The organism is Enterobacter mori, assembly GCF_025244905.1.
Classification (GTDB): domain Bacteria; phylum Pseudomonadota; class Gammaproteobacteria; order Enterobacterales; family Enterobacteriaceae; genus Enterobacter; species Enterobacter mori_A.
This window is the reverse complement of the sequence record NZ_CP104285.1, coordinates 1,276,324-1,290,763: the sequence shown is the minus strand read 5'-3', so window position 1 is coordinate 1,290,763 and position 14,440 is coordinate 1,276,324. Positions and strand designations below refer to the sequence as shown.

Here is a 14,440-nt window from a genome sequence, read left to right as displayed (position 1 = left end):
TGCAGGGGCGGTCGCTTTTTTAAAACCGGGGGTCGTTATGTACGCTTTAACCCACGGTCGGATTTATACCGGCCATGAAATTCTGGATGACCACGCGATTGTTATCGCGAATGGCCTGATTGAACGTGTTTGCCCGCTGGCCGAGCTGCCGCCGGAGATTGAACAGCGCTCACTCAATGGAGCAACGCTCTCCCCCGGTTTCATCGACGTACAGCTTAACGGCTGCGGCGGTGTGCAGTTTAATGACACTGCGGACGCGGTGACGGTTGAAACGCTGGAAATCATGCAGAAAGCCAACGAGAGATCGGGCTGCACCAGCTATCTGCCTACGCTTATCACCAGCAGCGATGACCTCATGAAGCAGGGTATCCGCGTGATGCGTGAATACCTGGCCAAACACCCTAATCAGGCGCTGGGCCTGCACCTTGAAGGACCGTGGCTGAACATAGTTAAGAAAGGTACGCATAACCCGGACTACGTCCGCAAACCGGACGCTGAGCTGGTCGACTACATGTGTGCTAACGCCGATGTCATCACCAAAGTGACGCTGGCACCTGAAATGACCGGTACTGACGTTATCAGCAAACTGGCTGCCGCCGGGATCGTGGTGTCAGCGGGTCACTCAAACGCCACGCAGAAAGAAGCGAAAGCCGGTTTCCGCGCAGGTATTACTTTTGCGACGCATCTGTACAACGCAATGCCGTACATTACCGGCCGCGAGCCGGGGCTGGTTGGCGCAATTCTGGATGAGCCAGACGTCTACTGCGGCATCATCGCAGACGGCCTGCACGTCGATTTCACCAACATTCGCAACGCCAAACGCCTGAAAGGCGACAAGCTGTGTCTGGTGACCGATGCCACAGCGCCAGCAGGGGCAAATATTGAGCAGTTCATTTTTGCTGGTAAAACAATATACTACCGCAATGGACTCTGTGTGGACGAAAACGGCACGCTGAGCGGTTCTGCCCTGACCATGATTGAAGGGGTACGTAACCTGGTTGAGCATTGCGGCATTGCGCTTGATGAAGTGCTGCGTATGGCAACCCTTTATCCTGCGCGCGCTATCGGCGTGGATAAACAGCTTGGCGGAATTGCACCGGGTATGGTTGCAAACCTGACGGCGTTCACACACGATTATAAAATTATTAAGACCATCGTTAATGGTAACGAGGTCGTCACTGAGTAAGTAAAAGTATGACACCAGGCGGACAAGCTCAAATCGGTAATGTCGATCTCGTTAAACAACTTAACAGCGCGGCGGTATATCGCCTGATTGACCAACACGGGCCAATCTCTCGAATTCAGATAGCCGAACAAAGCCAGCTTGCTCCTGCCAGCGTGACAAAAATTACCCGCCAGCTCATTGAGCGCGGTTTGATCAAAGAAGTCGATCAGCAGGCCTCCACCGGGGGCCGCCGCGCCATCTCCATTATTACCGAAACCCGTAATTTCCAGGCGATTGGCGTGCGTCTTGGTCGTCATGACACCACCCTTACGCTTTACGATCTGAGCAGCAAAGCCATTGCGGAAGAGCACTACCCGCTTCCGGAGCGCACCCAGGAGACGCTGGAACACGCGCTGCTGAATACCATCGCGCACTTTATTGAGAGCTGTCAGCGTAAGATCCGCGAACTTATCGCTATCTCAGTGATCCTGCCCGGTCTTGTCGACCCGGAAAGCGGCGTGATTCGCTATATGCCGCATATCCAGGTTGAGAACTGGGGGCTGGTAGACGCACTGGAAAAGCGCTTTAAAGTCACCTGCTTTGTGGGTCATGATATTCGCTCGCTGGCGCTGGCTGAGCACTACTTTGGTGCGAGCCAGGACTGCGAAGACTCTATTCTGGTGCGCGTACACCGGGGGACGGGTGCAGGCATTATCTCGAATGGCCGCATTTTTATCGGTCGCAACGGCAACGTCGGCGAGATTGGTCACATTCAGGTTGAACCGCTCGGCGAGCGCTGCCACTGCGGCAACTTCGGCTGCCTTGAAACGGTTGCCGCCAACGCCGCCATCGAGCATCGCGTTCGCCATCTGCTGGAACAGGGCTATCAAAGCCGTGTAACGCTGAACGATTGTAAGATCGGCGCCATCTGCAAAGCCGCCAATAAAGGCGATGCGCTGGCCTGCGAAGTGATCGAGCAGGTTGGACGCCATCTTGGCAAAACCATCGCCATTGCTATCAACCTGTTTAACCCGCAAAAAGTAGTGATTGCCGGAGAAATCGTCGAAGCCGAAAAAGTCTTACTGCCCGCCATTGAAGGTTGCATCAATACCCAGGCGCTGAAAGCGTTTCGTCAGAATTTACCGGTAGTGCGATCTACATTGGATCACCGCTCCGCAATTGGTGCGTTTGCCCTGGTAAAACGCGCCATGCTCAACGGGATCCTGCTCCAGCATTTGCTGGAAAGTTGATCGGGACTTATAGTAACGCCTTCTTTTTTTGATGTCGGATAGTCCATGACCATTAAGAATGTAATTTGTGATATCGACGGCGTGCTGATGCACGACAACGTTGCCGTGCCGGGTGCTGCGGAGTTTCTTCACCGCATCATCGACAAAGGAATGCCACTGGTTCTTCTCACGAACTACCCTTCCCAAACCGGTCAGGATCTGGCAAACCGCTTTGCCACGGCGGGCGTCAACGTGCCGGACAGCGTGTTTTATACCTCCGCGATGGCAACCGCTGATTTTCTGAAGCGTCAGGAAGGAAAAAAGGCCTATGTCGTCGGTGAAGGCGCGCTGATCCACGAGCTGTATAAAGCAGGCTTTACCATTACCGATGTGAACCCGGACTTTGTGATTGTCGGCGAAACGCGCTCCTTTAACTGGGAGATGATGCATAAAGCTGCATACTTTGTCGCCAGCGGCGCGCGCTTTATCGCCACCAACCCGGATACGCACGGCCGTGGTTTTTATCCGGCCTGCGGCGCGCTGTGCGCCGGTATCGAAAAAATCTCCGGTCGTCAGCCGTTTGTGGTCGGTAAACCGAGCCCGTGGATCATTCGTGCCGCGCTGAACAAGATGCAGGCCCACTCGGAAGAAACAGTGATTGTCGGCGATAACCTGCGCACCGATATTCTGGCCGGTTTCCAGGCGGGTCTTGAGACCATCCTGGTGCTTTCTGGCGTCTCTCAACTTGATGACATTGACGCGATGCCGTTCCGGCCAAGCTGGATTTACCCCTCCGTCGATGAAATCGACATTATCTGACACCCAACCACGCCTCAGGGCGTGGTTTTTCATTTCTGGCTCACAAAAACGAAGCACTATCTAATAAAAAACGTCTTCTATTGAATAATCCTCAATAAAAGTGCGTTAGCCGTACGCTTTTTTCAACATTCTGCAATCACCATTGCGCTATTTGCGTTTCCCCCGGTAAAACGCTTGCGCGCCCTGCCCCTTTGCGGCATTTTCATAAGCAAGCAACATTACAAAGCAACAGGGTTAACGGAGAAGGTTATGTGTTCAATTTTTGGCGTACTGGATATTAAAACTGACGCAGGCGAACTGCGTAAAAAAGCACTCGAACTGTCCCGCCTGATGCGCCATCGCGGCCCGGACTGGTCAGGCGTCTACGCCAGCGATAAAGCGATTCTGGCTCACGAACGTCTGTCCATTGTTGACGTCAACGCCGGTGCTCAGCCGCTGTATAACGAGAAAAAAACGCACGCGCTGGCGGTAAACGGTGAAATCTACAACCATCAGGCGCTGCGTGCCGAATACGGCGATCGCTACGCGTTCCAGACCGGTTCCGACTGTGAAGTGATCCTGGCGCTGTATCAGGAAAAAGGCCCGGAGTTCCTGGACGACCTGCAGGGCATGTTTGCCTTCGCGCTGTACGACAGCGAAAAAGACGCTTATCTGATTGGCCGCGACCATATTGGTATTATCCCGCTGTACATGGGCCACGATGAGCACGGCAACTTCTACGTAGCCTCTGAAATGAAAGCCCTGGTGCCGGTCTGCCGCACCATCAAAGAGTTTCCGGCAGGCAGCTACCTGTGGAGCAAAGACGGCGAGATCCGTCCTTACTACCAGCGTGACTGGTTCGATTATGATGCGGTAAAAGACAACGTCACGGACAAAGCCGAGCTGCGTCAGGCGCTGGAAGATTCCGTAAAAAGCCACCTGATGTCAGACGTGCCTTACGGCGTACTGCTCTCCGGCGGCCTGGACTCTTCCGTGATCTCCGCGATCACCAAGAAGTTCGCCGCGCGTCGTGTTGAAGATCAGGAACGTTCTGAAGCCTGGTGGCCACAGCTGCACTCCTTCGCTGTGGGCCTGGAAGGGGCTCCTGACCTGAAGGCCGCGCAGGAAGTGGCGAACCACCTCGGCACCGTGCACCATGAAATTCACTTCACCGTGCAGGAAGGTCTGGATGCGATCCGCGATGTGATCTATCACATTGAAACTTATGACGTCACAACGATCCGCGCGTCTACGCCGATGTATCTGATGTCGCGTAAGATCAAAGCGATGGGCATTAAAATGGTGCTGTCTGGTGAAGGTTCTGACGAAGTATTTGGCGGCTACCTGTACTTCCACAAAGCGCCGAACGCCAAAGAGCTGCACGAAGAGACCGTGCGTAAGCTGCAGGCGCTGCATATGTTTGACTGCGCGCGAGCCAACAAAGCGATGTCCGCCTGGGGCGTGGAAGCGCGCGTGCCGTTCCTGGATAAGAAATTCCTCGACGTGGCGATGCGCATTAACCCTCAGGACAAAATGTGCGGCAACGGCAAAATGGAAAAACATATCCTGCGCGAATGTTTTGAATCCTATCTGCCAGCGAGCGTGGCGTGGCGTCAGAAAGAGCAGTTCTCTGATGGCGTCGGTTACAGCTGGATCGACACCCTGAAAGAGGTGGCGGCGAAACAGGTTACCGATCAACAGCTCGAAACCGCGAGCTTCCGTTTCCCGTACAACACGCCGGGCTCGAAAGAGGCGTATCTGTACCGTGAAATTTTCGAAGAGTTGTTCCCGGTACCGAGCGCTGCCGAATGTGTACCGGGTGGCCCTTCCGTCGCCTGCTCGTCTGCCAAAGCGATTGAATGGGATGAATCGTTCAAATCCATGAACGATCCGTCAGGGCGTGCGGTCGGCGTTCACCAGTCTGCCTACAAATAATCAATATGAAGACATCAGGCCCTCCGGGGCCTGATTTTTTTCCCCAGTTTTCGCCTGCTAAAACCGATTAATAACCAATAATTGCCGAATATTCGGCCACGCTGTTCGCAACCTAACCAAACAATCACATTCAGGCTATTTTCGTTGAAAAAGGTGTTGACGCTGCAAGGGTCTATACGCATAATGCGCCCCGCAACGCCGATAAGGTAACGCGAAAAAAGATGGCTACGTAGCTCAGTTGGTTAGAGCACATCACTCATAATGATGGGGTCACAGGTTCGAATCCCGTCGTAGCCACCATCTTTTTTGCGGGAGTGGCGAAATTGGTAGACGCACCAGATTTAGGTTCTGGCGCCGCAAGGTGTGCGAGTTCAAGTCTCGCCTCCCGCACCATTCCCGGGTAAGCGTTGCACGGATGGGGTATCGCCAAGCGGTAAGGCACCGGTTTTTGATACCGGCATTCCCTGGTTCGAATCCAGGTACCCCAGCCATATTTCTTCGATTTTGCGGTTCTCCGCGGTATTGGGGTATCGCCAAGCGGTAAGGCACCGGTTTTTGATACCGGCATTCCCTGGTTCGAATCCAGGTACCCCAGCCATCGAAGATTGCAGTACTGGCTACGTAGCTCAGTTGGTTAGAGCACATCACTCATAATGATGGGGTCACAGGTTCGAATCCCGTCGTAGCCACCAAATTAGTAATCTGTCGAGTTATTCGATAGACTAGAAAAAATTGTTGGGGTATCGCCAAGCGGTAAGGCTCTGGTTTCTGATACCAGCATTCCGAGGTTCGAATCCTCGTACCCCAGCCAATTTAAAAAAGTCGTTAAGCAGTCTGTTTAACGCAATTGGGGTGTCGCCAAGCGGTAAGGCTCTGGTTTCTGATACCAGCATTCCGGGGTTCGAATCCCTGCACCCCAGCCACTTAAGTAACAAAAAAGCCCGCTCTGCGGGCTTTTTTGTTTTTGTTGTCTGTGCGGCCTGATTCCCCCTCACCCTAACCCTCTCCCCAAAGGGGCGAGGGAATAGTCGGAGCAAAGATTAAAGTCCTAAGGCATATTTCAGCGCCTGACGCTTCAGACCACCGGCGCGTTCCGCCGCCATCAATCCAATATTACGCAAAATGCGCACCGGCCCCAGGTCGTTGCTGAACCCGGCGTAGAACAGATCCATCCCCGACTGCATGATGAAGTTATCCGCCATACGGCGCGTCTGATAACGCTTCAGCACCTGATGGCTGGCCCAGTCTTCCGCGTGTCCTCGGGCGCTGCCGAGGACATCCAGTAATGCATCGACGTCACGATATCCCAGGTTCACGCCCTGCCCGGCCAGCGGATGAATGGTGTGTGCCGCATCCCCCACCAGCGCCAGCCCTTCACGGGAATACTGTAAAGCGTGACGGCGCGTGAGCGGGAATGCGCCAGCCGCAACCGGCGTGACGTGACCTAAGCGGCTCGGGAAGTGCAGCAGAATTTCACGCTGCAGCTGTTCCATACTCAGCCCCTGCAGCTGGCGAATGCGCGCTGGTTTGTCGTACCACACCAGCGATGCCCAGTTATCAAACAGCGGTAGAAAAGCATGAGGACCGTTTGGCGTAAAATGTTGCCAGGTGCTTTCGCCCGGCGCATTCTCACACTGGACGGTGATTAGCATGCAGGATTGCTGATATTGCCAGGCATGGATCCCAATCCCCGCCATCTGTCTGACCTGTGAATTAGCGCCATCCGCGCCCACAACCAGCTTCACGGCCAGCTCGTCCTCATTATCCAGCGTCAGGAGATAGCCATTTTCGTGGCGATGCAGTGCCTTGAGCGAGGCAGGAACACGCAGCGTCACCTTTGGATGCGCCTCCAGTGCCTGCCAGAGCGCGAGCTGGAGCACGTTGTTTTCCACCATATACCCCAGGCGCGGCAGCTTCAGCTCAGCGGCATCAAACGCGACGTGGGCATTTTCCCACTCCCAGGTTTCGAGGCGGCTGTAAGGGTGCGCGCGCATCGCCTGCACCGCCTCCCAGACGCCCAGGCCGCGCAGCAGATCGACGGACGCCGCGCTGATCGCGGAAATGCGCACGTCCGGTTTGCTGGCGGGATCGAAGGCTGGCGGAGCAGCCTGTTCAATTACCGTTACGTCAAATCCCTGCTGCGCCAGCCCCAGCGCCAGCGCGCCGCCGACCATACCGCCGCCGACAACGGCAACTTCGGTGTGTAGGAGTGTCATGGTCAATTTTCCTTATTGGAGAATCCCTTAAGTTTACCGGATTTTTGCGGTCCTGAGACACACAACCTTCATACTGGTCACAACCCCACCAAAGCATTACAATACGCGGCTTGCAATCCTGAGCTGAGCAAGTCGATGACTAAAAAACTCCATATAAAAACCTGGGGCTGTCAGATGAACGAATACGATTCATCCAAGATGGCCGATCTGCTGGATACCACCCACGGATACCAGCTGACTGAAAATGCGAAAGAAGCCGATGTGCTGCTGCTGAACACCTGTTCCATTCGTGAAAAAGCGCAGGAAAAAGTCTTTCACGTATTAGGCCGCTGGAAGCTTCTCAAGCGAAAAAATCCGGACCTGATCATCGGCGTGGGCGGCTGCGTCGCGTCGCAGGAAGGTAAGCTGATCCGCCAGAGAGCGCCGTATGTGGATATTGTCTTTGGCCCACAGACCCTGCACCGCCTGCCAGAGATGATCAACAAGGTGCGCGGCAATCGCAGCCCGGTCGTTGACGTCAGCTTCCCGGAGATCGAAAAATTTGACCGTCTGCCAGAGCCGCGCGCTGATGGCCCGACTGCCTTCGTCTCCATCATGGAAGGCTGCAACAAATATTGTACTTACTGCGTGGTGCCCTACACCCGCGGTGAAGAGGTCAGCCGTCCGGCAGACGATATTCTGTTTGAAATCGCGCAGCTTGCCGCACAGGGCGTTCGCGAAGTGAACCTGCTGGGCCAGAACGTTAACGCCTGGCGCGGTGAGAACTACGACGGCACCACCGGCAGCTTTGCCGAGCTGCTGCGCCTGGTGGCCGCGATTGACGGTATCGACCGCATTCGCTTTACCACCAGCCATCCGATGGAGTTCACCGACGACATCATTGACGTTTATCGCGACACACCTGAGCTCGTGAGCTTCCTGCACCTGCCGATTCAGTGTGGCTCTGACCGCGTGCTGAACCTGATGGGCCGTCCACATACGGTGCTGGAGTATAAATCCACCATTCGTAAGCTGCTTGCCGCGCGTCCGGATATCCAGATCAGCTCCGACTTTATCGTTGGCTTCCCTGGCGAAACCACCGATGACTTCGAGCGCACCATGAAGCTCATCGGTGAGGTGAATTTTGACGTCAGCTACAGCTTCATCTTCTCTGCACGTCCTGGTACACCGGCGGCCGATATGGTTGACGATGTGCCGGAAGAAGAGAAAAAACAGCGTCTGTATATTCTGCAGGAGCGCATTAACCAGCAGGCCAACGCCTGGAGCCGTCGCATGCTCGGGACCGTTCAGCGCATTCTGGTGGAAGGTACCTCGCGCAAGAGCATCATGGAGCTGTCCGGTCGTACCGAGAACAACCGCGTGGTGAACTTTGAAGGCACGCCGGATCTGATCGGTAAATTCGTGGACGTCGAAATTGTCGACGTGCTGACCAACTCGCTTCGCGCGAAGCTGGTACGTACTGAAGACGAAATGGGCCTGCGAATTGCTGAATCTCCGGAATCCGTTATCTCTCGCACCCGCAAAGTTAACGATTCTGGCGTGGGTATTTACCAGCCGTAATCCTTCAGGCCTGCCTTTCCGGCAGGCCTTGTAATTCCTCTCGTCGTCCCAATATGCATAGCAATGCTTGCGCCTTTATTCTAAGGCGTGAATACTTTCGGTAATGACAGTTTTATGTCGCCATGCCTACAAAACACTCAAAGAGGAACGGTTTGAATATAGACACGCGTGAAATTAGCCTTGAGCCCGCAGACAACGCTCGCCTGCTGAGCCTGTGCGGGCCGTTTGATGACAACATCAAACAACTGGAACGACGTCTGGGTATCGAAATCAATCGTCGCGATAACCATTTCAAACTCACCGGACGCCCTATCTGCGTCAACGCGGCTGCGGATATTCTGCGCAGCCTGTATGTCGATACCGCCCCAATGCGTGGCGAGATTCAGGACATCGAACCGGAACAAATTCACCTCGCCATTAAAGAGGCACGCGTGCTTGAGCAAAGCGCTGAAAGCGTGCCGGACTACGGTAAGGCGATCAACATCAAGACTAAACGCGGCGTCATCAAGCCACGTACGCCGAATCAGGCGCAGTATATCGCCAATATCCTCGACCACGACATCACCTTCGGCGTGGGCCCGGCAGGTACGGGTAAAACCTATCTCGCCGTTGCCGCTGCAGTGGATGCACTGGAGCGTCAGGATATCCGTCGTATTCTGCTGACCCGCCCAGCCGTTGAAGCGGGTGAAAAACTGGGCTTTCTGCCGGGCGATTTAAGTCAGAAAGTGGACCCTTACCTGCGTCCGCTTTATGACGCGCTGTTCGAGATGTTAGGCTTTGAGAAAGTTGAAAAGCTGATTGAGCGTAACGTGATTGAAGTTGCGCCGCTGGCCTACATGCGCGGCCGTACGCTTAACGACGCGTTCATCATTCTTGATGAGAGCCAGAACACCACCATCGAACAGATGAAGATGTTCCTGACGCGTATCGGCTTTAACTCGAAAGCGGTTATTACCGGTGACGTCACCCAGATCGACCTGCCGCGCAGCACCAAATCTGGCCTGCGCCATGCCATTGAAGTCCTGGCCGAGGTCGATGAAATCAGCTTCAACTTCTTCCACAGTGAAGACGTCGTTCGCCACCCGGTGGTCGCACGTATCGTTAACGCCTATGAAGCCTGGGAAGAGGCAGATCAAAAACGCAGGGCCGAACAGGCCGCGGAACGTAAGCGCGAAGCGCAGGAGCAAGAACAGAAATGAGTCAGGTGATCCTCGATTTACAGCTGGCCTGTGAAGACAATTCCGGCATGCCAGATGAGGCACAGTTTCAGAAATGGCTGGATGCGGTTATCCCCCAGTTTCAGGAAGAATCAGAAGTCACGATTCGCCTGGTGGATGAAGCAGAAAGCCATGAGCTTAACCTGACCTACCGCGGGAAAGATAAGCCAACCAACGTGCTCTCTTTCCCGTTCGAAGCGCCGCCGGGCATCGAGATGCCACTGCTGGGCGATCTGATCATCTGCCGTCAGGTGGTTGAGCAGGAAGCCAAAGAGCAACAAAAGCCGCTCGACGCCCACTGGGCGCATATGGTGGTACATGGCAGCCTGCACCTGCTGGGCTATGACCACATTGAAGATGACGAAGCGGAAGAGATGGAGTCCCTCGAGACAGAGATAATGCTTGCTCTGGGCTATGAGGATCCGTACATTGCCGAGAAAGAATAGTCGGTCTAGCGCCTGACTAACATGCCGCCGCGTAAGGACATCGCGCGGCGGTAAACATTGAACTCACAAGAGAACCCTTAACAAACGCCATGAGCGACGACAATTCACACAGTAGCGACACGACAAACAGTAAAAAGGGATTTTTCTCCCTCATTCTGAACCAGCTTTTCCACGGCGAACCGAAAAACCGTGACGAACTGCTGGAGCTGATTCGTGATTCCGGGCAGAACGACCTTATCGACGAAGATACGCGCGAAATGCTTGAAGGGGTCATGGACATCGCCGACCAGCGCGTTCGCGACATCATGATCCCCCGCTCGCAGATGATCACCCTGAAACGTAACCAGACGCTGGACGAGTGCCTTGATGTGATCATCGAATCCGCCCACTCGCGTTTCCCGGTCATCAGCGAAGACAAAGATCACATCGAAGGGATTTTGATGGCCAAAGATCTGCTGCCGTTTATGCGCAGCGATGCCGAAGCCTTCAGCATGGAAAAAGTGTTACGCCAGGCCGTGGTTGTGCCGGAAAGTAAACGTGTGGATCGGATGCTGAAAGAGTTTCGCTCTCAGCGTTACCACATGGCGATTGTTATTGATGAATTCGGCGGCGTGTCCGGTCTTGTTACGATCGAGGATATTCTTGAGCTGATCGTGGGTGAAATCGAAGACGAGTATGACGAAGAAGAAGATATCGATTTCCGTCAGCTTAGCCGCCACACCTGGACCGTGCGTGCGCTGGCCTCGATTGAGGACTTCAACGACGCCTTCGGCACTCACTTCAGCGATGAAGAGGTCGATACCATTGGCGGGCTGGTGATGCAGGCCTTTGGTCATCTTCCGGCGCGCGGCGAAACCGTTGACATCGACGGTTACCAATTCAAAGTCGCCATGGCCGATAGTCGACGTATTATTCAGGTTCACGTCAGAACGCCGGACGACTCACCGGTGCCAAAACTGGAAGATTAATGTAAATGGCATTTGCCCCATTACTTGAACGCCAGCGCGTCCGTTTGCTGCTGGCGCTGTTGCTCGGAGCCAGCGGTACGCTGGCTTTTTCTCCTTACGACATCTGGCCCGCGGCCATTCTCTCCCTGATGGGGCTTCAGGGTCTGACCCTGAATCGTCGTCCGGTACAGGCTGCCGCCATCGGTTACTTCTGGGGACTGGGGCTGTTTGGCTCGGGCATCAACTGGGTCTACGTTAGCATCGCCCAGTTTGGCGGTATGCCGGGTCCGGTTAACGTCTTCCTGGTGGTCCTGCTCGCCGCCTATCTCTCGCTCTATACCGGGCTGTTCGCCGGCATTCTTTCTCGCCTGTGGCCTAAAACCACCTGGCTGCGCGTCGCGATTGCCGCGCCGGTTGTCTGGCAGGTAACGGAATTCCTGCGCGGTTGGGTCCTCACCGGCTTCCCGTGGCTGCAGTTCGGCTACAGCCAGATTGATGGCCCGCTGAAAGGCCTGGCGCCGGTGATGGGCGTTGAAGCGATTAATTTTCTGCTGATGGTAGTGAGCGGCCTGCTGGTGCTGGCGCTGGTCACGCGCTGCTGGAAAATGCTGGCTGTGGCGCTGGTGCTATTCGCTCTGCCCTTCCCGCTGCGTTATATCCAGTGGTTCACGCCAGAACCCGGGCGCGCCATGCAGGTCTCCATGGTGCAAGGCGATATCCCGCAGTCCATGAAGTGGGACGAAAAAGAGCTGCTGAATACGCTGAAGATCTACGCCAACGCCACCGAAAAGGTGATGGGTAAATCGCAGCTGATCGTCTGGCCGGAATCCGCCATTCCCGATCTGGAAATGAACCAGCAGCCGTTCCTTAACATGATGAACGATCTGCTGGTGGCGCGCGGGAGCACGCTGATTACCGGTATTGTTGATGCGCGTCTTAACCAGCAAAACCGCTACGACACCTACAACACCATCATTACGCTCGGCAAAGACAGCGAATACAGCTATCAATCCACTGACCGGTACAACAAGAATCACCTGGTACCCTTTGGTGAATTTGTCCCACTGGAGTCGATTCTGCGCCCGCTGGCACCGTTCTTTGACCTGCCGATGTCCTCTTTCAGCCGCGGCCCGTACGTTCAGCCTCAGCTGCACGCGCACGGTGTTGCCCTGACGGCGGCCATCTGCTACGAAATTATCCTCGGCGAGCAGGTGCGCGATAACTTCCGCCCGGATACGGACTATCTGCTGACCATCTCCAATGATGCCTGGTTTGGTAAGTCAATCGGCCCGTGGCAGCACTTCCAGATGGCACGTATGCGCTCCCTGGAGCTGGCGCGTCCGCTGCTGCGCAGCACCAACAACGGCATCACCGCCGTGATTGGTCCGCAGGGTGAAATCCAGGCCATGATCCCGCAGTTTACCCGAGAGGTGTTGACCACCCAGGTCACCCCAACCACGGGGCTGACGCCGTACGCCCGCACCGGCAACTGGCCGCTGTGGATCCTGACCGCGCTGTTCGGCTTTGCCGCGGTGCTGATGAGCCTGCGTCAGCGTCGTCGATAATCTTACCCCTCACCCTGGCCCTCTCCCCATAGGGGAGAGGGAAGAATCCTGTACACATTTCAATTTCCCGCTCCGCCTTTTCCCCTCTCCCTTCCAGGGAGAGGGTCAGGGTGAGGGTGATGTCAATTCTGGCACGTCTATTGCTTTGTTTATTCACGTAAACGCAGTTTGGCTTAATGTACAACCTTGTCGCACCAGCGTAGATCATCGGTAGCACCGAAACGGTGCAACGAAAGATTATTGCCTCTGAATGGTGCGGCGCGCTTCGCAAAAATAAACAATAACGCAGCAAAATCTTTACATTAAGCCAGACTAAATGTTAACAAGCTTGCATAACACTGCACTCGCTTAGCGCGAGATATAACAACATCACAATGGGTATCAATGCGTCACTGGCGCTGATAAGAAAGGAGTTGGGTATGCAATTACGTAAACTGGCCACAGCAATGCTGGTTATGGGAATGTCTGCAGGCGTCGTTCACGCTGAAGACGCTCCGGCAGCAGGCAGCACTCTCGACAAGATTGCCAAAAACGGCGTCATCGTGGTCGGCCACCGTGAATCTTCTGTCCCGTTCTCTTACTACGACAACACGCAAAAAGTCGTGGGCTATTCACAGGATTACTCCAACGCCATCGTTGAAGCTGTGAAGAAAAAGCTGAACAAACCTGACCTGCAGGTAAAGCTGATTCCAATCACCTCGCAGAACCGTATTCCCCTGCTGCAGAACGGCACTTTCGATTTTGAGTGCGGTTCTACCACCAACAACCTTGAGCGTCAGAAACAGGCCGCCTTCTCCGATACCATCTTTGTGGTCGGTACGCGTCTGTTGACCAAAAAAGGCGGAGCAATCAAAGATTTTGCTGACCTGAAAGGCAAAGCGGTTGTTGTGACCTCCGGTACTACGTCTGAAGTGTTGCTGCACAAGCTGAACGACGAGAAGAAAATGGACATGCGCATCATCAGCGCGAAAGACCATGGCGACTCCTTCCGTACCCTGGAAAGCGGTCGTGCCGTCGCGTTTATGATGGATGACGCCCTGCTGGCGGGCGAACGTGCGAAAGCGAAGAAACCGGACAACTGGGATATCGTCGGTACCGCGCAGTCCAAAGAAGCCTACGGCTGTATGCTGCGTAAAGACGATCCGCAGTTCAAAAAGCTGATCGATGACACCATCGCGCAGGCACAGACATCCGGCGATGCGGAAAAATGGTTCGACAAATGGTTCAAGAACCCAATTCCACCAAAGAACCTCAACATGAACTTTGAACTGTCTGACGACATGAAAGCACTGTTCAAATCACCAAACGATAAAGCGCTTAACTAATTAGAACGACAGGGGCGGGATCTCCTGCCCTCTCGAT

At 54.7% G+C, this 14,440-nt stretch carries 11 protein-coding genes and 7 tRNA genes; 17 read left to right on the top strand and 1 reads right to left on the bottom strand.

The genetic code is table 11. The features are described 5' to 3' along the window. Window positions 1-37: 37 nt before the first annotated feature. From nagA to N2K86_RS06010, 11 genes are all read left to right on the top strand, one after another. A complete protein-coding gene (gene nagA / locus N2K86_RS06060; RefSeq protein ID WP_260660826.1) occupies window positions 38-1,186 on the top strand; it encodes an N-acetylglucosamine-6-phosphate deacetylase in 1,149 nt (382 codons plus the stop codon). 8 nt (window positions 1,187-1,194) lie between these two features. Beyond that, on the top strand, window positions 1,195-2,415 hold the full coding sequence (nagC, locus tag N2K86_RS06055) for a DNA-binding transcriptional regulator NagC (protein WP_260660825.1): 1,221 nt from the start codon (window positions 1,195-1,197) through the stop codon (window positions 2,413-2,415). Window positions 2,416-2,460: 45 nt separating this feature from the next. Continuing rightward, window positions 2,461-3,213, top strand: coding sequence for a ribonucleotide monophosphatase NagD (gene nagD / locus N2K86_RS06050; protein ID WP_010428628.1), 753 nt, complete (start codon window positions 2,461-2,463; stop codon window positions 3,211-3,213). A 249-nt stretch (window positions 3,214-3,462) separates the two neighbouring features. Beyond that, the gene (gene asnB / locus N2K86_RS06045) at window positions 3,463-5,127 is read left to right on the top strand and encodes an asparagine synthase B (RefSeq protein WP_260660824.1); all 1,665 of its coding nucleotides are present in this window, start codon (window positions 3,463-3,465) and stop codon (window positions 5,125-5,127) included. Between the two features lie 223 nt (window positions 5,128-5,350). Then, a tRNA-Met gene (locus N2K86_RS06040) sits at window positions 5,351-5,427 on the top strand. An 8-nt stretch (window positions 5,428-5,435) separates the two neighbouring features. Next, a tRNA-Leu gene (locus N2K86_RS06035) sits at window positions 5,436-5,520 on the top strand. A 23-nt stretch (window positions 5,521-5,543) separates the two neighbouring features. Further along, window positions 5,544-5,618 (top strand) — tRNA-Gln (locus tag N2K86_RS06030). 32 nt (window positions 5,619-5,650) lie between these two features. Next, window positions 5,651-5,725: transfer RNA gene (locus N2K86_RS06025), tRNA-Gln, on the top strand. Window positions 5,726-5,742: 17 nt separating this feature from the next. Next, window positions 5,743-5,819 (top strand) — tRNA-Met (locus N2K86_RS06020). 44 nt (window positions 5,820-5,863) lie between these two features. Next, window positions 5,864-5,938: transfer RNA gene (locus N2K86_RS06015), tRNA-Gln, on the top strand. A gap of 37 nt (window positions 5,939-5,975) precedes the next feature. Continuing rightward, a tRNA-Gln gene (locus N2K86_RS06010) sits at window positions 5,976-6,050 on the top strand. Between the two features lie 117 nt (window positions 6,051-6,167). Here the strand turns inward: N2K86_RS06010 and ubiF are convergent. Continuing rightward, on the bottom strand, window positions 6,168-7,343 hold the full coding sequence (gene ubiF / locus N2K86_RS06005) for a 3-demethoxyubiquinol 3-hydroxylase (protein ID WP_260660823.1): 1,176 nt from the start codon (window positions 7,341-7,343) through the stop codon (window positions 6,168-6,170). Window positions 7,344-7,478: 135 nt separating this feature from the next. Here ubiF and miaB point away from each other — a divergent pair, with 135 nt between their 5' ends. The 6 genes from miaB (at window position 7,479) to N2K86_RS05975 (ending at window position 14,403) form a co-directional block, all read left to right on the top strand. Continuing rightward, on the top strand, window positions 7,479-8,903 hold the full coding sequence (miaB, locus tag N2K86_RS06000) for a tRNA (N6-isopentenyl adenosine(37)-C2)-methylthiotransferase MiaB (RefSeq protein ID WP_260660822.1): 1,425 nt from the start codon (window positions 7,479-7,481) through the stop codon (window positions 8,901-8,903). 152 nt (window positions 8,904-9,055) lie between these two features. Next, window positions 9,056-10,102 (top strand): PhoH family protein, encoded by a 1,047-nt coding sequence (locus N2K86_RS05995; protein ID WP_010428617.1) that lies wholly within the window; start codon window positions 9,056-9,058, stop codon window positions 10,100-10,102. Then, a complete protein-coding gene (gene ybeY / locus N2K86_RS05990) occupies window positions 10,099-10,566 on the top strand; it encodes an rRNA maturation RNase YbeY (RefSeq protein ID WP_010428616.1) in 468 nt (155 codons plus the stop codon). Before N2K86_RS05995 ends, ybeY begins: the two co-directional genes overlap by 4 nt. 89 nt (window positions 10,567-10,655) lie before the next feature. Further along, on the top strand, window positions 10,656-11,534 hold the full coding sequence (corC, locus tag N2K86_RS05985; RefSeq protein ID WP_010428614.1) for a CNNM family magnesium/cobalt transport protein CorC: 879 nt from the start codon (window positions 10,656-10,658) through the stop codon (window positions 11,532-11,534). A 5-nt stretch (window positions 11,535-11,539) separates the two neighbouring features. Then, entirely contained in the window at window positions 11,540-13,078 is a 1,539-nt protein-coding gene (gene lnt / locus N2K86_RS05980; protein ID WP_260660821.1) for an apolipoprotein N-acyltransferase, read from the top strand. 419 nt (window positions 13,079-13,497) lie between these two features. Then, window positions 13,498-14,403, top strand: a complete 906-nt coding sequence (locus tag N2K86_RS05975; RefSeq protein ID WP_260660820.1) for an amino acid ABC transporter substrate-binding protein — start codon at window positions 13,498-13,500, stop codon at window positions 14,401-14,403. Window positions 14,404-14,440: the final 37 nt, after the last annotated feature.